General features: G+C 65.6%; 17 protein-coding genes. 4 read left to right on the top strand and 13 right to left on the bottom strand.

Translation table 11 applies throughout. From position 1 onward, the window contains the following. Positions 1-243 precede the first annotated feature (243 nt). Positions 244-465 carry a winged helix-turn-helix transcriptional regulator gene (locus ACW4QM_RS01225; RefSeq protein ID WP_455798102.1) on the top strand — a complete coding sequence of 74 codons (222 nt, stop codon included), beginning with the start codon at positions 244-246 and terminating at the stop codon, positions 463-465. Between the two features lie 386 nt (positions 466-851). Here ACW4QM_RS01225 and ACW4QM_RS01220 read toward each other — a convergent pair whose 3' ends face one another. The 12 genes from ACW4QM_RS01220 to ACW4QM_RS01165 form a co-directional block, all read right to left on the bottom strand. Continuing rightward, positions 852-1058, bottom strand: a complete 207-nt coding sequence (locus ACW4QM_RS01220; RefSeq protein WP_022739419.1) for a hypothetical protein — start codon at positions 1056-1058, stop codon at positions 852-854. Positions 1059-1067: 9 nt separating this feature from the next. After that, positions 1068-1835: a cytochrome c biogenesis protein CcsA gene (ccsA, locus tag ACW4QM_RS01215; protein WP_161127514.1), complete on the bottom strand. Its 768-nt coding sequence runs from the start codon at positions 1833-1835 to the stop codon at positions 1068-1070. Positions 1836-1846: 11 nt separating this feature from the next. Next, positions 1847-2635 carry a heme exporter protein CcmB gene (locus ACW4QM_RS01210; RefSeq protein WP_161127515.1) on the bottom strand — a complete coding sequence of 263 codons (789 nt, stop codon included), beginning with the start codon at positions 2633-2635 and terminating at the stop codon, positions 1847-1849. A 105-nt stretch (positions 2636-2740) separates the two neighbouring features. After that, positions 2741-3499: an ABC transporter ATP-binding protein gene (locus ACW4QM_RS01205; protein ID WP_161127534.1), complete on the bottom strand. Its 759-nt coding sequence runs from the start codon at positions 3497-3499 to the stop codon at positions 2741-2743. Next, positions 3459-5819 carry a heme lyase CcmF/NrfE family subunit gene (locus ACW4QM_RS01200; RefSeq protein WP_202427821.1) on the bottom strand — a complete coding sequence of 787 codons (2361 nt, stop codon included), beginning with the start codon at positions 5817-5819 and terminating at the stop codon, positions 3459-3461. The genes ACW4QM_RS01205 and ACW4QM_RS01200 overlap by 41 nt, the downstream gene beginning before the upstream one ends. Before the next feature lie 3 nt (positions 5820-5822). Beyond that, positions 5823-6488: a cytochrome c maturation protein CcmE domain-containing protein gene (locus ACW4QM_RS01195; protein ID WP_022739414.1), complete on the bottom strand. Its 666-nt coding sequence runs from the start codon at positions 6486-6488 to the stop codon at positions 5823-5825. A gap of 358 nt (positions 6489-6846) precedes the next feature. Then, on the bottom strand, positions 6847-8121 hold the full coding sequence (locus ACW4QM_RS01190; RefSeq protein ID WP_114549200.1) for an ammonia-forming cytochrome c nitrite reductase subunit c552: 1275 nt from the start codon (positions 8119-8121) through the stop codon (positions 6847-6849). A 159-nt stretch (positions 8122-8280) separates the two neighbouring features. Then, a complete protein-coding gene (locus ACW4QM_RS01185) occupies positions 8281-9255 on the bottom strand; it encodes a NapH/MauN family ferredoxin-type protein (protein ID WP_231699504.1) in 975 nt (324 codons plus the stop codon). A gap of 159 nt (positions 9256-9414) precedes the next feature. Further along, entirely contained in the window at positions 9415-9669 is a 255-nt protein-coding gene (locus ACW4QM_RS01180; RefSeq protein ID WP_202427822.1) for a chaperone NapD, read from the bottom strand. Positions 9670-9672: 3 nt separating this feature from the next. Beyond that, positions 9673-10014: a hypothetical protein gene (locus ACW4QM_RS01175; RefSeq protein ID WP_114540294.1), complete on the bottom strand. Its 342-nt coding sequence runs from the start codon at positions 10012-10014 to the stop codon at positions 9673-9675. Positions 10015-10026: 12 nt separating this feature from the next. Beyond that, entirely contained in the window at positions 10027-12570 is a 2544-nt protein-coding gene (locus ACW4QM_RS01170) for a molybdopterin-dependent oxidoreductase (protein WP_237974130.1), read from the bottom strand. Positions 12571-12669: 99 nt separating this feature from the next. Continuing rightward, positions 12670-13296 carry a 4Fe-4S dicluster domain-containing protein gene (locus ACW4QM_RS01165; RefSeq protein ID WP_161127519.1) on the bottom strand — a complete coding sequence of 209 codons (627 nt, stop codon included), beginning with the start codon at positions 13294-13296 and terminating at the stop codon, positions 12670-12672. 222 nt (positions 13297-13518) lie between these two features. On the opposite strand from ACW4QM_RS01165, the gene pdxR reads away from it, so the two are divergent. Together pdxR and ACW4QM_RS01155 are read left to right on the top strand one after the other, a co-directional pair. After that, a complete protein-coding gene (pdxR, locus tag ACW4QM_RS01160) occupies positions 13519-14910 on the top strand; it encodes a MocR-like pyridoxine biosynthesis transcription factor PdxR (protein ID WP_161127520.1) in 1392 nt (463 codons plus the stop codon). Between the two features lie 140 nt (positions 14911-15050). After that, positions 15051-16652, top strand: coding sequence for an MDR family MFS transporter (locus tag ACW4QM_RS01155; RefSeq protein WP_161127521.1), 1602 nt, complete (start codon positions 15051-15053; stop codon positions 16650-16652). Here ACW4QM_RS01155 and ACW4QM_RS01150 read toward each other — a convergent pair. Then, positions 16615-18102, bottom strand: coding sequence for a helix-turn-helix transcriptional regulator (locus tag ACW4QM_RS01150; protein ID WP_161127522.1), 1488 nt, complete (start codon positions 18100-18102; stop codon positions 16615-16617). The genes ACW4QM_RS01155 and ACW4QM_RS01150 overlap by 38 nt on opposite strands. Positions 18103-18318: 216 nt before the next feature. Here ACW4QM_RS01150 and ACW4QM_RS01145 point away from each other — a divergent pair, with 216 nt between their 5' ends. After that, entirely contained in the window at positions 18319-19947 is a 1629-nt protein-coding gene (locus ACW4QM_RS01145; protein WP_161127523.1) for an FAD-binding protein, read from the top strand. Positions 19948-20250 lie beyond the last annotated feature (303 nt).

The following is a 20250-nucleotide window of genomic DNA, read 5'->3' as shown; positions in this document are numbered from 1 at the left end:
CAGAAATGGTCAATGCCAGAGTCGAAAAATGCCAGTTGAGGACAGAAATGGCCGGATAACCGCGATTTTTCGCCCTGCCTTTCGACCATTTCGGCCCTCAACTGGCATCTTCAGCGCCCTTTTCGCAAATCACCCACGTCGGCACCTTTTCGCGAACCTCCCGCAGATGCCGCAGTTGACACGGTAGCGGCGCAGGCACTCCTCGCCGAAGTCGGAGATGACGGCATCAAGGGCCGCGAGGATTTGCTCGCGCTGCCCGGGCGAGTCCGACACTGCATCGGGAACATATCCGAGTCAACGCTTTCCAAGCAGCTCAGAGAGCTCGTCGACGACGGCTTTCTCACGCGCACCGACTTCGGAGAGGTGCCTCCGCGCGTGGAATACGCCCTCACCCCACAAGGCAAGAGCTTCGTGCCCATTCTCCTCGCCATGAAGCAGTGGGGCGAAAAGGAGCTGGGGCTTTAAAGCACCTATTGGCTTTCTCAAACCATCTACCGTGTTTTTCTCGGAGCCGTTACCATCAAGCAGCCTCTCAAGATTTTTGAGAGGCTATGGTGCCACTCTTGCAAGAACGGCTGAAAAATTTCACCTCGCGCTGCGAGACGGAACGGAGCGCAAAAGGCGGCCTGCCCGAGGAGCGACCGCCTTGCGTGAGATCTCGGTTGCCGCCGGAAGGAAGGAGGGAGGAAGGGCGGCTCCGAGGAAGGTTTCGAGCTTTGCTCTGCCACTATAATACGGAAAAGCCCGTCTAGGCGTATCACCTAAACGGGCTATATTGCGGAACACAGCAGCGACCAATCGCCACTCGGAATCCGACCGCGCGCAGCAGATGCGGCACGGGTCGCGAATCGCTACTCGTCCTTCGCCGCGCGGGCCTTCGCCTGCTGGTCGGCGACAGCCTCCTCCAGAAGCGTGAGCTGCGCGGTCGCCTTCTTGGTACCGCGGAACACCATGAGCACGTACACGAGCAGGGCCACCCACAGAAGCGCGTAGGCCGCGATGATGTAGGGGGCGGAGGGCAGGATGGTGGAATAGATATCGGCAAGAATGGGATTCATGGCTCTCTCCTATCGTTCGTCGTCGAGGGTTTCCTTGAGCGCTTCGACGCGCTGGGTGAGGCGTACCTGGTTGAAACGCGTGCGGTACAGCACGAAGCCCACGAGCAGCATGCCGAGCGCGCACAGGCCCACGCACATGCCCATCTCGGGGCTCATACCGCCCTCGCGCAGCACCACGGGGTGAATGGACGACGGAATGAGGCGCGTGATCATGAAGCAGATGGGTACGTCAATGGTGGCAATGATGGCTACCACCGCAGCAAATGTCGCGCGGCGCTCGGGCTCGTCCACGGAGCTTCGCAGCACGAAGTAGGCGATCACGATGAGCATGAGAATCAGGTAGGTCGTGAGCCGCGGCTCCCAGCTCCACCACACGCCCCATTCGAAGCGCGTCCACATCTCGCCGGTGATCATGGTGAGCACCACGAACAGAAGCGCGATCTCCAGGCAAATGCGCGAGCAAGTGTCGAAGCGCTGGTTCTTCGTCATGAGGAACCGCACGGCGTAGTAGCACCCGAAGCCGAGCGCGATGAACGACGTGATGGCCACGGGCATGTGGAAGTAGAAGATCTTCTGGGACAGGAGCATCTTCTGAGACACCATCACGTCCCCGATGAGCTCGGCACCATTCACCGCAGCGCCGCCGACGGGGGCCACGTAGAAGAACGCCATGAGGAACCCGACGGTGGAAAGCACCGCGCCCGCGATGAGCGCCGGCACCACCAGCTTGTCGGGCCACTGCCCCGCCTCGGGCAGCTTCAACTTCTTATCAGTCACTCAGTCCTCCTTTAGTTGACGACGAAATCGTAGAGAACCCACGAAGCCAGGATCATGATCACATCGTAGCCAGCGCCAAGGGCCAGCGACGTAAGAAACCCGTCGGCGAACACATCTCCGCCCACGAGCGCGCAGGTGGTGGCCGACACGCAGGCGTACAGAAGCGGGAAGATCACGGGCACGAACAGAAGCGCCAGTATGACGTCCTTGCCGCGGGTGGCCGCCGTGATGGTGGAGAGCATGGTGCCGATGCCGGCGATGCCGATGCTGCCGACGACTAGCGGCACCACGAGCAGCCAGCCCGTATCGGCCGGCGCCGCGAAGCTGGAGAAGAACACCCAGTACAGCGGCACGGCGATCACTTCCACCAATGCCAAAAACACCAAATTCGACGTCGCCTTGGCCAGAAAGATCACGCCGCGGTCGAGCGGGGCCAGAAGCAGCCCTTCCAAGCAGCCGTTCTCCGTTTCCTTGGAAAACGAGCGGTTCAGACCCAGAAGCGACGTGAACACCACGAGCGCCCACAGAAGGCCGCCGGACACCTCGAGGAACTCCGAGCCGGGGCGGGCGAAGGAGAGCGCCACGCCGAACACCACGATGACGAGGAAGGCGTAGATGCCCATGGACACGATCATGTCCTTGGTGCGAAACTCCGCCTTCAAGTCCTTCGCGAGCAGCGTTTTGTACTGCGTCCACGTGCTGGGGGCCTTGCAGATGCAGCTACGCGTCCCTCCGCGATCAGCCGCGCGGTACTCCGATTCGCTCAGACAGTCCTCGCTTTGGGAATGCCCTTCGGGCATTCCTGGTCGCGTGTCGGCGCTGCGAGCAGAGCGAGCAAGTACCCTTGGGGTAAACTGCGCTCGGTCGGAACACCCCACGTCTAATCGCTGCTCTTCCTCAGCCATCTAGCTCACCCCCATCCCTACCGTCGTGCGGTACAAATCGGCGAACTCGTCGGGGCTCATCTGGTCCTTCTCTCCGAAATGAACCACGCGGCCGCGAGCGAGCACGAGCACGTGGCTCGCAAGCGCCAGGCCCTTGTCCAAGTCGTGGCTCACCATGACGAACGTGCGACCCTCGCGCACCGAGGCGATCAGCTCGTCGAAAATGTGCATGGCATGGGGGTCGAGCCCCGAGTAGGGCTCGTCGAGCAGCACTACCGACGGGTCGTTCACGAGCGCCCGGGCGATGGAGACGCGCTGGGTCATGCCGCGCGAGAACGTGCGCACCCGATCGAGCCGGCGATGTTTGAGCCCCACGGCATCGAGAAGCTCTATCACGCGGTGCTCAGGGTCGGCCACGCCGTAGAGCTTCGCGTACAGAAGCAAGTTCTCCTCGGCGGTGAGGTCGGGGTAGAGCATCGGGTTGTGCGAGATGAGCCCGATGGCCTCGCGCACGCGCTCGGGCTCCTCCTTCACGTCGATGCCCGCGAGCGTCACCGTTCCCTCCGTGGGCCGCGACAGCGTGGCGAGCATGCGCAGAAGCGTGGTCTTGCCCGCGCCGTTGGGCCCGAACACCGAGAGGAACGCGCCCTCAGGCAGCGCGAACGACACGTCGTCGACGGCCTTGCGGCCGCCGAACGACTTCGTCAGGTGATCGACGGTAAGCGCCGTTTCCACGGGACTACTCCCCCGCCTTCGCGCCGGCGTTAGCGGCGTCGGCATCAGCATCTGCGGTATCACCGGACGCCTCGGCCACTGCCGCCGCGTCCGCATCGGCCGCCGCGTCGCCCTCGGCATCTTCCACGAGCGCCACTTCCACAGCCACCGTCTCCTCGACGACGCTCTTGCGGGGCGCCGCGTCGCGCGAGGCCTTCCCGCGCTCCTTCGGCTCGGCCTCCGCCAGCTCGGCAGCGGGCACATCGCCCACGGCCGGACCGCCGCGACGGCGCTCGGCGCGCTTGGCGAACAGCGGGATCAGGCAGCCCACCATGAGCAGGGCGAAGCCCACCCACACGAACGAGATGAGCGGGTTCACGCGCACATCCATGGAGAAGTCGCCCTTATCGTTCACGCCGCGGTACACCACGAACAAATCCTCCAGCGGGAACCCGATGACGCTCGCCTCCAGCTTCTGCTGCTGGGTGGCGCTCACCAGCTGCACGGCCGGATTCACCGTGCCCACGAACTGGCCGTCCTTCGTTACGTCGAAGGTGAGCGCGTAGCGCACGTTGCCGTTGCCGAGCTCATCGATGGAGTTGCCCGTATAGGTGAGCTGGAAGTCCTGGATGTCGAAGGTCTCGGAAACCGAATCGCTCTCCTCGTCGTAGGGCAGATACCCCGTGATCTCGGTCACGTACATGGACGAGCCGATGAGGCCCACCAGAATGATGGCCATGGCCCCGTGGGCCACCGAGCCGCCGAACAGGGCCAGGCGGCGGCGCAGCTTGGCGCCATCGACCCGCTTGAGCGAGCGGACGGCCATGAACAGCGCGTTGAAGAACAGAAGGCTCGCCACGGCGAAGCCCACCACGGCCAGGCCGTTGTAGTAGATGGGGTTGCCCTGCTCCAGCAGGCCCGAGGCCTGGGTGCCGCCCATGTCGATCATGGCCTGGTAGCTGGGCAGAAGGTATGTGGCGAAATAGATCATGAGCACGATGAACAGCACGAGCGCGCACAGCGCCGGCACGCGGGCATTTCGCCAGAACGCCTTCTTGTCGGTGCGGCGCCAGCCCAGAAGCGGGCAGATGGCGAGCACGGCCAGATAGGCGATGCCCAAGGGTCGGGCGATGGCGTTGTAGGTGCCGGCCGACAGGGACTGGCCGCCGAAGGGCAGCCAGCTCGGCAGGGCCGAGGACACCGTCATGTAGGCCAGAAGCACGGCGAACACGATCATGATGAGGTTGTTCACGTAGTAGGCCGCTTCCTTCGACATCATCGACTCGATGTCGTCATCGGCCGCATCCGTCGCACCGAAGTTCTTGCGGCGCACGATAAGGCCCACGATGCCGGCCAGAAGCGAGCAGATGATGAGCGCGCCGAACATGACGAGCGAAACCGGGTCGCCCTCGAAGGCGTGCACCGACTGCACGAGGCCCGAACGGGTGATGAAGGTGCCCAGCACCACGAAGCAGAAGGAGAGGCAGGCGCAGAACACGCTCCAGCGCTTGAAAGCGCCGCGCTGGCGGTACACTGTGAACGAGTGGATGAGCGCCACGCCCACGAGCCACGGGAGCAGACTGGCGTTCTCCACCGGATCCCAGCCCCAGTAGCCGCCCCAGCCGAGCACCACGTAGGCCCACACGGCGCCCAGCCCGATGCCGATGCCGAGCAGAAGCCACGAGAACATGAGGTAGGGCGTCGAGCGGTTCACCCATTCCGTGGAATCGTCGTTGACGATGAGCGCGGAGATGGCGTAAGCGAACGGAATGGTGAGGCCCGCGTAGCCGATGAACAGCGTCGGCGGGTGAATCGCCATGGCCCAGTGCTCCAGAAGCGCGTTCATGGAACGGGCCGAGGCCATGACCGACAGCGTGCCATCGTCGCCGAAGTAGCGCGAGTCGGTCACGATGAAGGGCATGTTGCCCTCGGAGAACAGCAGTACCGACACGAAGGCCGTCAGCACGAGCGAGGAAATGGCGAGCGCGCCGTTATCGAGCGGGCGCGCATTCTTGCGCGTGGCGAACACGAGCACCGCGTTGAACACGGCAATGAGCCACGCCCAGAACAGCAGCGAGCCCTGACGCCCCGCCCAAAGACCGGCGAGCTTGTAGAGCCACGCCTCGGGGGCCGTGGAGGTGGAGCGGTTGTCCAGCACGTACTGGATGGTGTTGTCGCCCGAGAAGAAGCACCACACGAGCACGGCGCAGCACACCGTGAGCGCCACCGCCGTGAGCACCGCGGCCACCCGTCCGCCCCAGGCGAAGGTGTCGGAGCGCTCGAAGGAGCGCTTCTTGTAAAGGATATGGGCCACGCCCAGGCACAGCACCGAGATGACGCAGCCGGCAAAGGCCACGAGCAGGCCGAGAAGTCCGATCATCGACATGGGCTAGCCCTCCAGTGCGACATCGGTGGCGGCGAACTTGCCGTCGGCGCCGAGGGAGCCCGTGAGCACCACAGCGGAACCGTCGGCGATCCCGTCGGAAAGCGCGCCCTCGAAGACAACCGGCATCGAGTCGCCGGTCTCCGCGTCGACGAGGATGAAGCGGTCGCCCTGGCCCGCGGCCTTAAGCGATCCGGCGCCGACCGAGCCGGCCACCTTCACGACGTTGCCGTAGACGCTCTCGCCGTAGCCGAGCAGCTGTTCCACCGTAAGGGCGCTGTCGGCGTTCTCATACTTCGAGGGGCACTTCGTCACCAGCTCGGAGCACTCCAGCACGCCCGCATCGTTGATCTTGCCCGTGCAGATGGCGGTCACGTCGTTGCCGAACGTGGACGAGGCGGCGCCGTCGTAGCGCACCTCCAGCTGCGTGGCGGGATCGCCCTCAGGGTCGTAAATCTTGAAAGTGAGCACGTCATTGCTCGTGGAGAAGGAATCCTGCACCACGTTGCCCGACACTTGCACCTTCTGGCCCGCCTGGGGATTCTCGGCGGCCTCCGCGATGCTCATCGTCGTGGCGGCGGTGTTGCCTCCCACGAATGCGAGCACCAAGATAAGCACGATGACGATGACGCCGGAAACGGCGATCATCCTCTTCTTCATCTTCGCGTTCATAGTCCTCCTGTTTCTAAGGTACCAAAGCGGTGTGGACCTGCCTCCCCGAAGGCCCGAAAAAATACCAACGGCCAGTATCGCCCAAGCTTTCGAAGGCGGCTAGGATAATTCCGGCGAAACCAGCAGATCAGCGCAATCGCCATACTTTCGCAATAAGGGGGGTTGCTTAGAATTGCGGAAACGCCTCGCGCCATCAACCTGCGCCTGCTCGCCCCTCGCATGAGAAGACCAACCACGAACGAGGGCGCGCACCGCGGGTGGGTGCGCGCCTTCGGGGAGGATGCCGGCAGGGCGGTCCGGCACGATTGTCGAGCGGTGCGCCCCATCGCCGCAGGGGCGAGGGAGCGCGACGCGCTTTCTAATAGGTCATGTTCAGCAGGGTGTAGCCGGCCTTCAGCTCGTCCTCGCACTTGTCGAGGTTCTCCTGGGCCAGACCCGGGTTGTGGGCGCCCTCGGAGTTCTCCACCATCACGTAGTCCCAGTAGAACTGTGCATGGCGGTGGATCTGGCGAGCCTGCTCCAGAGTGGCCTCGTCCAGGGAGTCCTTCTGCTCGGCCAGGGTCTTGATGTAGGCGTCCAGCTTGGCCGCCAGCTCGTGCTCGCGGTCGGTGGTCTCCTTCTGCCACTGGACGATCTGCCCAGGCAGGTCGGCATGGCAGCCCTCGCACTTCTCCATGATGGCCGGATCCTCGGTGGGGTTCACCAGGTTGTGGGAGCTGTACTCGGTGCCGTCCTCGGCCTTGGCGGGGGCCATGTGGCAGTCGGCGCAGGTGTAGCCCTGCTTGGCCATGGAGGACTGCGCGCCGCCGTAGATAGTCTCGAACTCGGGGTGCTGGGCCTTCAGCATGGGGGCGCCGGTCTCGGTGTGCTCCCAATCCTTGAAGCCCATCTCGTCGTAGTAGGCGAGAATGGCCTCGGCGGTCATGCCCTCGAGCCCCGTGTAGGGATTCGTGGTGGCCTTGGTCTCGGGGGCGAAGTAGTACTCGTTGTGGCACTGGCCGCACACCTGGGAATCGGTGGAGACCTTATCCACATCGGAACCCATGGAATTCACGAAGAACTTCTGGGTGACCGTGGTCTTCGTCGGGTCGTTCTCATGGCAGTTGTAGCAGCTGATGGGCTCGGTCATCTGCATGAGCACCTCGGCGAAGGGCTTCTGGTAGGCCGAATCGCCCTCGGAGTTCACCATGGCGGTGTACTGGGGCGTCTTGCAGGTGATGCAGTTGGCCAGCGTGTTCTCGTTCACGCGGGGCGTCTCGGCCACGGACTGCAGGCTGTAGGGATGCCCCGCCGCCTCGTCGTAGCCCTTGGCGAAGCCGTAGCCGGCGTACATGGTCACCAACTCCGGGTACTCGGTCAGGTAGTCCTGCTTGCCCTGGGGGCTGTTGGACTCGTTGGCCATATAGGTTTGGTACTCGTTGGGGTAGATGTCCTTCCAAGATTCCGCCACCACGACGCCGAAGGAATCGGGCTCGGGGGTCTCGGCGGGAGCCGCGGCCGCGGGGGCATCGCTTTCTCCCCCGGACGGTGCCGCCGCCGGTTCCTGGGCGGCCGGCGCGCAGGCGGCCAGCGCCGCGACGAGCGCCACGGTACCTGCCGCGACGGCCGCCGTCTTGAACGTCGATCGTTTCATGGTCCCTCCTTTTGATCGCTTGTCTCACGGGCGGCCGCGCCCTGGACGGCCGCAACGATAGCCCAAGCTTACGCCGTGAATCCCGCCACCGAAAAGGGACAGTTTCGCTCATATTCATGGGGACAGCAACAGCAGAGGAAGGGGACGGTTACACCTTGCTTACATTTCTTCTCGGGAAGGGACGTCCGGCGAGCCGATTCCCCCGGCTGCAACCGTCACTGCGACATCAACGTCTTTGCGACTTCCCGCCGATCCGCTTTCGGTACCCTTTTGGGAACGGCGGGGGCGCCCAAAGCGGAAGCGCAGGGCGGAAGTAGGACACACGTCAACGCAGGCGCCACAGGCCATGCAGTCGCCGGCGCGCACGATCGTATCCTCCCCCACCAGCGCCGGCGCGAGGATCTCGGGATCGGCGAGGCAAACGTGGGTGCACTTGTCGCAGTGGATGCAGGCGTCGTGATCAATGGCGACGTTCACCTGCCCCGCGCGCCCGAGCACTTGGAAGGTGCCGCCCAAGGGGCACAGCGCCCGGCACCACAGACGGCGGCTGACGAGCAGCTCAGCGATAATGATGGCCAAAAGCGTGCCCGCCCCGGCGAAGCCGCCGAACACGAGTCCCTTGTTCACCGCGCCGATGGGCGAAATCAGCTCGAAAATCGGGAAGCCCACGAGGGCCGACAGCAGCACCACTGCCGCCGCCACGCCGATCTTCGCGCGCCGCGGCACCGTGCGCTCGGGCACTTCAATGCCGAGCCGTCGACGAGCCGCATCCACGCCCTCGCCGACGAGGTTCACCGGGCACACCCAGCCGCAAAAGGCGCGCCCGCGCACGAGCCCGTAGACCACAACGATAAGCAGAGCGCCCGTAAGCGCCGATGCCGCCAGCAAGCCGCGCGACGCCGCCATCGCTTCCACGGCGCCCAACGGGTCGAACAACGGCACGCCGGCAACGCTCGAGGAGGACAGGCTGCCGAAGAACACGCCTTCAGCCGGCGTCGTCACTTCCCCGTCGCCGCCCGCGAACAGCCCCGCCAGCCCCCATCCGGCCAGCAGCGGCGGCAAGCAGAACAGCACCAGCATGCAACCCTGCACCACCCGCCGCACAACCGTTATCTTTCCCATAGACCGAGTCACAGGTCATTCCTCCCAACCAAGGCAATGATCAAAGGAGATACGGGGTGCCTTGACCGAGCGAGTTCCGCAGCGAACGAAACAGCCCAGTGGGCTGTTTCGCCGAGCGAGGACTGTCTGAGCGAATCAAGGTACCCCGTAGCTCCGCTTTTGGGCGACTTTCTACCCGAGTGTCTCATCCTCAAAGTTGACGTACACGAGATTCACGTTCAGCACCCCTGGAATCTGAATGAACCGGCTCGAAATCTCGTGCGAGGCGCCGGTGGAGGAAGCCTCGATGGTGACGACGATCTTGTACCCGTTCACCTCGTGCACCTCCACCCCCTCCATAGCCGCCAGGGCCCGCGCCACCGCATCCACCGATTCCGGCCGCGCCTCCACCACCAGCGAGGAGATGACCACCTTCTCGTCTTCCATGACCTACTCCTGGGCCACCGGATGGCAGGTAATGCACTCGGCGCGAGGGCCGTCGATCTCATGGGTGGACGCATCCCCGCCCACGTAGTGGTCGGCAGGCAGCGGCGTGGCGGCCGCCAGGAACACCTCCACCTCGTCGCTGCCGCCGTGGCAGCCGAAGCAGCCGGCTGCGCCCAGGCTCTCGTAGCGGCCCTCGTGGCTCGCCGTCATGAGCGGCGGCTCCCCGGGATTGTAGGTGGCACCGGTGTCGGCCATCTCTTGGGCGCACCCGGCCAGCGCCGCGGCCCCCAGCACGCCGGTCAGCACGGCGGCGCAGATCATCTTCGACTTCTTCATGGTCCGCATGGGTACCCCTCCTTAAATCTTCTCGATGGAAACGCAGGTCTTCTTGAAATCGGGCTCTTTCGAAAGCGGGCAGTAGGTGTCCTGCACCACGAGGTTGATCAGCGTCTCCTCCGCGAAGAACGGCGCGAACACCATGCCCGCGGGCGGACGGGTGCGGCCGGCCGTGGACACCGTGATGTCGCAGGTGCCGAAACGCGAGGTGAGGCGCACGCGATCGCCGTCGGTCACGCCGAGGCGCTCGCAGTCGGCCGGGTTCATGTCCAGCAGCGCCTCGGGCAGCGCGCGATTGAGCTCGGGCACGCGGCGGGTCATCGATCCGGTGTGCCAGTGCTCCAGCAGACGGCCCGTGCAGAACCAGAACGGATACTCGTCGCTGGGTTCCTCCGCCGGCGGCTCGTAGGGACGGAACACCGCCGAGGGCTTCTTGTCGGCGGATTTGTAGAAGCTCACGCCGCCGGCCTTGTCGTGCTCGCCGTAGGTTTCCACGCCGTACTCATCGAAGCCGTCCTCCTGGGGGCCGTCGCAGAAGCGCCACAGCGTCGGCAGCCACTTCCCGTCCACCTCGCGCACGGGCCAGGTGAGGCCATGGTTGTAGATGTACTCCTCGTAGGGGGCCAGCTGCTTGGCCTCCATCTTCAGCTTCGCCTCGGCGTTGATGGCCTCGGCGTCCGGGTTCAGGCTCGGGTTGCTGAAGGTGCGGTACTCCTCCCAGATGCTCGAGCACACCTCGCGGTCGGTACCCTTGAAAGCGCCGGCCTCGGCGTCGTACCAGGCGCCGAACAGGTGGTCGAAGGCGTCCTCGCCGCCGATCTGCTCGCCGGCCAGCACGCGCTTGGCCACTTCCATGAGCATCCAGAGATCCCACTTGGCCTCGCCCGGGGCGTCCACGGCCTTCTCGAACACGGCCGTGCGGCGCTCGCCGTTGCCGAAGGCGCCCTCGCGCTCGACCCACATGGCCGCCGGCAGCACCACGTCGGCGTACTGGCAGGACAGCGTCGGGTACACCTCGGACACGCAGATGAAGGCGTCGTTGATGCCCGTGAGGTCGCCGCGTCCGAGGAAGCGAGTGAGGTTGGGCATCGACACGGCCCAGTTGTTGTGGGCGCTCCAGAGGAAATCGATACCGCCCTTGGAAAGCTCGCGGAACATCTTCACCGTGTGGTAGCCGGGTTTCTCGATGGCGTCCAGGTATCCGTTGGGCAAGTCCCAGATGGCCTCGGTGTAGCGGCGGTGATCCGGGTTCTTCACCACCAGGTCGGCGGGAAGGCGGTGCGAGAAGGTGCCCACCTCGCGGGCCGTTCCGCAGGCCGTGGGCTGGCCGGTCAGCGAGAAGGCGCCGTCGCCGGGACGGGCGTAGCGACCGGTGAGCAAGTGGATGTTGTAAATGCAGTGGTTCATCCAGGTGCCGCGGTTGTGCTGGTTCACGCCCATGGTCCAAAGCGAGAGCACCTTGCGGCTCTTGTCGGCGAACACCTCGGCCAGCTCCTGGATATCCTCGGCCGGCACGCCGGAAAGCTCGGAGGCGTACTCCAGGGTGTAGGGGGCCAGACGCGCGGCGAAGGCTTCGAAAGTGATGGGCTCCACATTGTCGACGGCCTGGCCGATGTCGCTCTTGTCGTAGCCGTCGTCGGTGGCGTTGCCGATGTTCTCGGTGCCCTGCTTGAACTGCACGTGGTCGGCCACGAAGTCGTGGTCGTACTTGTCGTTCACGATGAGGTAGTTCGCGATGGCGTTGGCGATGGCGATGTCGCTGCCCGGGCGGAAGGTGAGCACCTTGTCGGCCGAGGCCGAGGTGCGAGTGGTCATGGTGGTCACGTCGTAGTGGCGCACGGCCTCGTCGGCGAGCTTGCGGGCCGTCAGGCGCGAGTACAGCATGGGATGGGCCTCGGCCATGTTGGCGCCCCAGGTGACGAAGACGTCGGTCTCGTCGATGTCGGCGTAGCAGCCGGCCGGCTCGTCGGTCTGGAAGACGTTCATGAAGCCCACGACGGCCGAGGCCATGCACAGACGCGCGTTGGGGTCGATGTTGTTGGAGAGCAGGCCCGCCTTCCAGAACTTCGCCGTGCAGTAGCCCTCCACGATGGGCTGCTGGCCGCTTCCCCAGAACGCCAGGCGGCTCTTGTCGGCCTTCCACGTGTCGCGGAGCTTGCCCGCCACCAGATCGAGCGCCTCGTCCCAGGTGGCCTCGCGCAGGCCGTCGGGCGTGCCCTTGGTGGACTTGTCGTCACGGATGAGCGGGGTGGTCAGGCGATCCTCGCCGTACAGCGCGCCGGCCAAGTAGTAGCCCTTCACGCAGTTCAGGCCACGGCTCGAGCCGTTCTCCGGGTCGCCCGTGACCGAGATCACCTTGCCGTCCTTGGCCTCCACGATGACGCCGCAGCCGCAGCCGCAGAAACGGCACACGCCCACGGTCTTGGTGGTGTCGCCGCCCGTCGCCGCGGCGTCGTCGCCGGTGCCGGCCAGCGACGAGGAGCAGCCGCCCATGGTGCCGGCGGCGGCCGCCGAGGCCAGGGCCACGGCCGTGGTCTTCACGAAGTTCCGTCGAGTCAGTTCCATAGTTCCTCCCTTATGGTTCGGGGGCCGCACCCGGCCCCGGGTTCCTGAAATACGCCGCCCGCCCACCGACCGCGTCGGCCAGTGTCGCCGCGCCGATCGTCACGCCTCGCCGTTGCGCCGGGCCGTGTAGGCCGCCGCGTCGGCGCCCGTGGGCACCACCACAATGGCCGGCGCCGGGTCGCTCACCGGGCAGCGCTGCTCGCACAGGCCGCAACCGGCACAGTCCTCGTCGATCACCTGGGGCGCGAACACCGCGTGAATGGCATCCCCCTCGCGGGGGCGGTAGTCGATGCGGATGGCCTCGTCGATGAGCGGGCAGGCCCGGTAGCACACCTCGCAGCGCATGCCCTGGAACGACAGGCAGGTGTCCTCGTTGATAACGGCCACCCCCATGGCGGCGGCCTTGCGCTCGGCTGGCATCTCCAGAGCTCCCGTGGGGCACGCCGCGGCGCAGGGGAAGTCCCGGCAGAGGCGGCAGGCCTGGGCCCGGGCGTTCAGAAACGGCGTGGAAGCCTCCCGGCCAGCATTCAGCGGAGCGGCGTGGATGGCCTGGTAGGGGCAGGCCTCCAGGCAGCGCCCGCACCGCACGCAGCGGGCCGCGAAGCGGGCCGGCTCGCCGGCGCCGGGCGGCCGCAGCAGCGGCAGCGGCGACGGCGCGGCAGCGTAGGCGGTGCCGGCGACGAACACGCCGGCCGCCGCGAGGGCGGCAACGGCCGAAAGACGCATGGAGGATCCTCTCCCTTCCCCTTGCGCGATGACGGGCGGCGCGGGGGCGCAGCTGCGGCCCGCACCGAAGTTCGGCGCACAGTCTACGATGGGGACGGCCCGCCCGCGAAGGGACAGTTCCCCGCTAATTCATGGGGACGGTTGAAAAACTTCCCAGGGGACGCCTCCACCAACCGTCCACATTTGCTAAGCTTCTAAGTCAGGAAAAGAAAGCGAGGCCCCATGCACCTGGACGACCACAGCGACATCCCCTTCTACCAGCAGCTCTTCGACCAGCTGCGGGCCGACATCGAGGACGGCACGCGGCCCGCAGGGGCGAAGCTCCCCTCCATCCGGGGGCTCGCCGGCGACCTCGGCTGCGCCCGCAACACCGTGGAGCAGGCCTACCACCTGCTCACCCAGGAGGGCTACGTGGAAAGCCGGCCGGGCAGCGGGTACGTGGTGCAGAACGTGGCCTACCTGCAGCCCACGGCCGCCTCCCCCGCCTGCGCCGTGCTGCTGGGGTCGCCGGCGCGGCGGGCCCGCTACGACTTCACCTACGGCAACCTGGAACCGGGCACCTTCCCGGCACTCGCCTGGCGCACCATCACCGACGACGTGCTGCTGTCGGTGGAAAGCGCCGGCTGTGACGCCTACAACGACCCCTTCGGCGAGGAGGCCCTGCGCGTGGCCATCGCCTGGCGCATCGCCACCCAGCGCGACATCGACTGCACCCCAGGCCAGGTCATCGTCCAGGGCGGCACCCAGACGAGCGTGCAGAACCTGCTGGCCCTGTTCGACGGCGCCGCGGACACCGTGGCCATGGAGGACCCCGGCTACGACGGGGTGCGCTCGGTCATCGAGCGGGCCCGCTTCGCCATCGCGCCGTGCCGGGTGACGGAGGGCTACGACGCGTTCCTGGAGGATCTGGAGGCCTCGGGGGCGCGGCTCGTGTACCTGACGCCGTCGAGCCAGTTCCCCACCTGCCGCATCATGCCCACGGACATACGCGAGCGGGTGCTCGATTGGGCCGAGCGCACCGACGCCTACATCCTGGAGGACGACTACTGCCGCGATTTCCGCTACCGGGAACGGTCGCTGCCGCCCCTAGCCTCCATGGACACCCGCGGGCGCGTCATCTACATGGGCACGTTCTCGAAGTCGCTCTCGCCGGCCTTGCGCATGAACTACCTGGTGCTGCCGGAGCCCTTGCTGGCCCGCTGGCGCGAGCTGTTCGCCAACTCCTATTCGCCGGTGCCGTGGCTGAACCAGAAGGTGCTGGCCCGCTTCATGACCGACGGCTCGTGGGACAGGCACCTGCGCCGAGTGCAGGCGAAGAACCGCCGCAAGTACGACGCCCTCACCGCCGCGCTGCGGGAGTGCATGGGTGAGCGCGTGGAGGTGCTGGAGTGCGGCACCGGCCTGCACCTCTTGGTGCGCGTGCGCGACGGTCGCGGCCAGGACGAGCTCATCGCCGCGGCCGCGGCGGCAGACGTGGCCGTGTATCCCACGAAGAAGTACTGGGCCGACCCCGCCCACCGCCCCGGCGGCATCGTGCTCGTCGGCTTCAGCTCCATCCGCGAGGAAGACATCCGCCCCGGCATAGAAGCCCTGGCAAGAGCCTGGTTCGGGTAGGGCCCGCAAGGCGCGGCGAAGCTGACAAACAGCAGGTTGGCATCGGGAACGTTTCAAGTTGGGGCCTTTCTCGGGAGGCCGCGCCGGCATTCCTACAATGGAGTTCGACTGGGCATACATCGAACGCGAGGAATGACATCATGGGCGCGAATGCGGACGAGCACACGTCGGACGGGGCCGTGCACGGCCGCCGGCTGGCATTCATATTCACAGGGCTTCTGCTGGCGATGTTCGTGAACTCGCTGTCCGAGACCATCGCCGCCACGGCGCTGCCCACCATCGTGGGCGATTTGGGCGGCGTGGAGATGATGCAGTGGATTTCCACCGCCTACATCCTGGTGAGCACCGTGGTCATGCCCGTCTACGGCAAGATCAGCGACCTGTACAACCGCAAGCACGTCATCATGGTGGCCCTGGCGCTGTACGCCCTGGGCAAGGCGGTGTGCGGCCTGGCCGTGTCCATGGAGATGCTTATCTGCGGCCGCTGCCTGTCGGGCCTGGGCGGAGGCGGCCTGGGCATTCTGGCCTACGCCATCATCTCGGATGTGGTGCCCCCGCGGAAACTCGGCGCCTACATGGGCATCATGGGCGCCGTCTTCACCACCTCCAACGTGCTGGGCCCGGTGCTCGGCGGCTGGTTCGTGCAGGTGCCGGGCTGGCGGTGGATCTTCTGGTTCACCATTCCGCTCGCGGGCCTCGCCCTGGCGGCCCTCGGCGCGTTCCTCCCCCGACGCACCGCCCAGAAGAAACGCGCCGTCATCGACTACGCGGGCGCGGCGCTGTTGGGCCTGTCCGTCACCTCGCTCGTGCTGGCCAGCGCCTGGGGCGGCGCCCTGTACGCCTGGGACAGCTGGGAGATCATCGGGCTGTTTGCCCTGTGCGTCGCCTCGGCCGTGGCCTTCGTGCTGGTGGAGCGCCGGGCCACCGAACCGGTCATGCCGCTCTCGCTCTTCCGCAACCGCAACTTCGTGCTCTGCGCCGTCACGAGCCTCATCATCGACGTGGCGTTCATGGGCACGGTCACCTACCTGCCCACCTACTTCCAAATCGTCGACGAGATGAGCCCCGAGCTCGCGGGCCTCATGTGCGTGCCCATGAGCATCGGCATCTTCATCACGTCCACGGCCAGCGGCTTCATTGCGGCCCGCACGGGGAAGTACAAGTGGATGCTCGTCGCCTCGAGCGCCATCGCCGCCGTGGGCTTCTTCCTCATGTCCACCCTGCAGGTGCACGAGGCGTTCTGGCTGCCGCTCGTGTTCCTGTTCATCCTGGGCTTCGGCATCGGCTTCGGCATGCAGATCCTCACCCTGGTGGTGCAAAACGAGTTCCCCCACGCCATGGTGGGCGCGGCCACGGCGGCCTACAACTTCTTCAGCGAGATCGGCTCGGTGCTGGGGGCGTCGCTCATCGGCACCCTGTTCACCTCGCGCCTGACCGCCGCGCTTTCCGCCACGCTGCCGGCCACCGACAACATCTCCGTGGCCCACATCACCCCGGCCCTCATGGACAAGCTGCCCGCCTCCGCCCAGGCCGTCATCGCCCAGGGCTACTCCGACGCGCTCGTGCCCCTGTTTTTGTGGTTCGTGCCCATGGTGGCCGTCACGGTGGTGATGATGGCCCTCGTCAAGCAGCACCCCCTCGCCACAACCATCAACCACGGCGGCACGAAGCCCTTGCGACGACCCAGCTCGAGCAGGCAGGACACTAACCGTCCCCTTCCTCCCGATTCACCAACTCGATAAGTTCTTGTTTTGCATGCACGCCCAGCTTCGCGTAAATGCGCTTGGTGTGGGACTGCACGGTGCCGGGCGCCACGAAGAGTTTCTCGGCAATGGCCTTGCTCGAGTAGCCGAGGGATATATAGTAGAGAATCTCCCCCTCGCGCCGAGTGAGGTCGTGTTGTTCCGCGAGAGCATCGCAGGCTTCCCTGCGCCCCTCCTTTTCCGCAGCGGGACGCGCAGCCGACAAGGGCCGCGCCGCTTTCACCATGAAAAGGGTCAGAAACGCGACGATGGCCAGAGCCAGTACCGCGGCAATGACCAGCGACGCCGGGCCGAGCAGCGTGCCGGCGTCGAGGGCGTGGCCGGCGGTGGCGAGGGGAAGCAGCACGTAGGCGAACGTCGTCGGCAGCCAGAAGAGCGCCAGCAGATACACGGCCGCCGTGCGCACCAGATTCGACCCCTTCAAAAACGCGCTCACGAACATGGCGACGAGCAGAAGGACATCGAACACGCGGATGAGCGCCAGCACCACGCCGGCGGCCGCGGAGAAATCGCCGTGGGTAAGCGAAGAGAAGCTCACAGCCACAAGCCCCAAGAACAGCACCGCGAAAAGCCCGTTGCCGAACAGGCACACCGCACGCAGGTACCGCGATGCCTTCGAAGACGTCGCGAGCATGAGCACGCTGAGCGCGAACAGGAGCAAAAACGTCACCCCGCGGGACAGCGGCGCATCGCCCAAATATTCCAGCGCCGGATCGGCCACATAGAGCAGACCGTGCACGAGCACCGTCGCGAAAAAGATGACGTAGAAGAAGCGCCACCCGTTTCCATAGAGGTCGGCGTCGCACGGGGAAGGAACTTCTCCCCCGTCCGCCGCGGCAGACGCGGGGACGGCCAAAAGCCCGAAGCAAAGCTGGGCGATGCCGCTCAAGCTGAGACCGGCCACGGCGATAAACGCGTAGAAGGGCGCAGGCGCCGAGTACGCGAATGCCACATGGCCGCAGAGCGCTGCCAAAACCACGAGTGCCAGAACTGCCTTCAAGCCCTCCCGTCGCGCAAGAACGCCGAGCATGAGGAACATCCGGGCTCCGAGGGCCACCAGACCGAGGGCGTAACAGCCGGCGCCCAAAGCACCCCATATCAGCGCCGCATCGGAACCCACTGAGGGAGCAAACCAAAGCATCACCGTACCGCCTGTTGCCACGACGGACGCCGCGGCGGCAACGCTGAGGGGGCGAAGAATTCGCCCAATGCGTTCGCAGCCCACGATGCAGCCAATCAGCCCAGCGGCAAAAATCAGGGAGAAAAGGGCGAAAACGACGAACTGCTGCGCCCCGAATCCGGAGAACAACGTCGTGTGGTAGAGGTTGTGCTGCAAGTACGGAACGGTGAAGAGCACGCTGAAGAAGCACGCCGCCATCCGCCGCACGCTGTCAAGCGATGGGATCCGCTTTTTCGTTCCTTCGCGCATCGCCCCTCCCCCATCCTGCGACGAATGCCGCATATCGCCTGATCATCTTCATATTTGCCCAATTTTTGGGCAAAGCATCCATGGAGCCAATGCTCGAAATTACCCTAAAACGGGAGTTTCGCCCGAAGCATTTTCCCTCCATGATCGAGCCACTGCATGGTAGCAAATTCTCCGCATCCATGCAGCGAAGGAGAACCTATCGGAAGGGAGATTATCATGGCAATGGCACAGAGCCGCCGGTCCTTCGTGAAGACCGCGGGAACGACGCTTCTCGTTGCGGGGCTGACGGGCATGGGCCTGGCAGGTTGCAGCTCGAAAGGCGGCGCCTCCGAGAGCGCACCAGCCGCAGACGGCGACTTCGCCTGGGACGAGGAAACCGACGTGCTCGTCGTGGGCGCGGGCCTGGCCGGCGTGGCCGCGGCCGTCACCGTGGGCAAGGAGAGCCCCGATGCCTCGTGCCTGCTCATCGAGAAGGGCACAAGCCCCCTCGGCAACGGCAACAGCCCGTTTTCCAGCGGCTGGTTCATGTACACGAGCGCCGACCGCGAGCAAGCGGCCCTCGACTATCTGAAGGAGCTGCGCCACAGCGACACGGGCACGCCCGACGACGTGCTCGCCGCCTTCGCGACCGAACTGACCCGCAATCTCGATTGGATCAAGGAGCTCGGCGCCGCCGACACCGATCTGACCATCGTCCCCGGCACCACCGACTACGCCTGCTTCCCCGAATACCCCGAGCTGGAGCATTCCGCGGCCATCGACTACGCCGCATTCACCGCCGAGGACAGCAAGTGGGACCACGTCACCAAGTTCATGAACGAGGTGGTGGGCGGCCTGCCTTCCGTCACGCTGAAGACCGAGTGCCCGCTCGTGGCCCTGGTGCAAGATCCGACCACCAAAGCGGTGCTCGGCGGCATCTACAACGACGGCAAGAACGACGTGCGCGTAAAGGCGAACAAGGGCGTCATCATGACCTGCGGCGGCTTCGAGAGCAACCCCGATATGATGGCCAACTATTTCTCCCAGCCCACGGTGACTCCCATCGCCGCCCAAGAGAACACCGGCGACGGCCACCGCATCTGCGCCCTGCTGAACGTCGCCGAGTGGCACATGAATTCCGGCGCCGGCTTCTGGAACACCATCCGCAAGCTCGACGATTCGGGATGGGGCAAGTACAACGGCTCGGGCAGCCCGCTCAAGAACCTCGGCATTACCGTAGGCGACAACGGACGGCGCTTCTACATGGATTGGGACGCCTGCTGCACCTTCGATTGGGACCAGTTCTACGCGGGCGTGCCCATGAACGCCGCGGTGGGTTCGCGCCACGGCCACATGCAGTTCGGCGGCAACTGGCACCTTTTGCCCATGCCCGAAATCAGCTGGTTCGTCTGCGACCAGGCCGCCATGGACGCCGGCGCCTACGCCTTCCAAGGCACCGACCCGGTCGCCGAGGGCTTCGGCTACAAGGCCGACACGCTGGAGGATCTGGCAGCCCAGGCGAACCTGCCCGTCGACGAGTTCGTCGAAACCGTGACCGTGTGGAACGGCTACTGCGAGAACGGCAAGGACCTCTCCTTCTTCCGGCCGCCGAGCACGCTGACCCCGGTGAAGACCCCGCCGTTCTACATCATGATGCAGCGGCCGCAGATGCTGAACACCGACGGCGGCCCCGTGCGCAACGCCAAGGGCGAGATCATCGACATCGAGGGCAACGTCATTCCGCACCTCTATTCCGCCGGCGAGTTCGGCTCGGTGTGGTCGGGCCATTACCAGGGCGGCGGCAACCTGGGCGAGTGCCTGGCCTTCGGCCGCATCGCCGCCCGCAGCGCGCTCGCCAACGAGTAGACCGCTCGACCCGCGGTCGACTGCGCCCGCGGGCACCCGCATCGCGCCATTCCCCCAGCCCCGCCGACCCCTCCCCCGGCGGGGCTTTTCATCGGGGATGGCTTGCGCAAAGCAGGGAGAGCATGGAGCCGGCCCCGTTCGCAACCTTACGCCGCATACCCGCAGAGGGGAAACGGAAATCATCCCGAGAAATTTGGCAAAAACTCAAGTTAGTAGGGTGGGGATTTGAGAAAACGCTCGTCTGCCGACCCTTATTGCCCCCAGGTTGCCGTTTCGGAAGGTGCCGACGCTTCGCAAACCCTA

This window comes from Adlercreutzia sp. CNCM I-6207 (assembly GCF_977072305.1).
The sequence above is the reverse complement of the archived record's forward strand: the minus strand, read 5'-3'. Positions and strand labels throughout refer to the sequence as shown.

Coding starts and splice junctions, on each gene's coding strand:
- ACW4QM_RS01220 (WP_022739419.1), bottom strand. CDS start 1,058: ATGAATCCCATTCTTGCCGATATCTATTCCACCATCCTGCCCTCCGCC.
- ACW4QM_RS01210 (WP_161127515.1), bottom strand. CDS start 2,635: ATGCCCGAAGGGCATTCCCAAAGCGAGGACTGTCTGAGCGAATCGGAG.
- ACW4QM_RS01205 (WP_161127534.1), bottom strand. CDS start 3,499: ATGCCGACGCCGCTAACGCCGGCGCGAAGGCGGGGGAGTAGTCCCGTG.
- ACW4QM_RS01200 (WP_202427821.1), bottom strand. CDS start 5,819: ATGTCGATGATCGGACTTCTCGGCCTGCTCGTGGCCTTTGCCGGCTGC.
- ACW4QM_RS01195 (WP_022739414.1), bottom strand. CDS start 6,488: ATGAACGCGAAGATGAAGAAGAGGATGATCGCCGTTTCCGGCGTCATC.
- ACW4QM_RS01190 (WP_114549200.1), bottom strand. CDS start 8,121: ATGAAACGATCGACGTTCAAGACGGCGGCCGTCGCGGCAGGTACCGTG.
- ACW4QM_RS01180 (WP_202427822.1), bottom strand. CDS start 9,669: ATGGAAGACGAGAAGGTGGTCATCTCCTCGCTGGTGGTGGAGGCGCGG.
- ACW4QM_RS01175 (WP_114540294.1), bottom strand. CDS start 10,014: ATGCGGACCATGAAGAAGTCGAAGATGATCTGCGCCGCCGTGCTGACC.
- ACW4QM_RS01170 (WP_237974130.1), bottom strand. CDS start 12,570: ATGGAACTGACTCGACGGAACTTCGTGAAGACCACGGCCGTGGCCCTG.
- ACW4QM_RS01165 (WP_161127519.1), bottom strand. CDS start 13,296: ATGCGTCTTTCGGCCGTTGCCGCCCTCGCGGCGGCCGGCGTGTTCGTC.
- pdxR (WP_161127520.1), top strand. CDS start 13,519: ATGCACCTGGACGACCACAGCGACATCCCCTTCTACCAGCAGCTCTTC.
- ACW4QM_RS01155 (WP_161127521.1), top strand. CDS start 15,051: ATGGGCGCGAATGCGGACGAGCACACGTCGGACGGGGCCGTGCACGGC.
- ACW4QM_RS01150 (WP_161127522.1), bottom strand. CDS start 18,102: ATGCGCGAAGGAACGAAAAAGCGGATCCCATCGCTTGACAGCGTGCGG.
- ACW4QM_RS01145 (WP_161127523.1), top strand. CDS start 18,319: ATGGCAATGGCACAGAGCCGCCGGTCCTTCGTGAAGACCGCGGGAACG.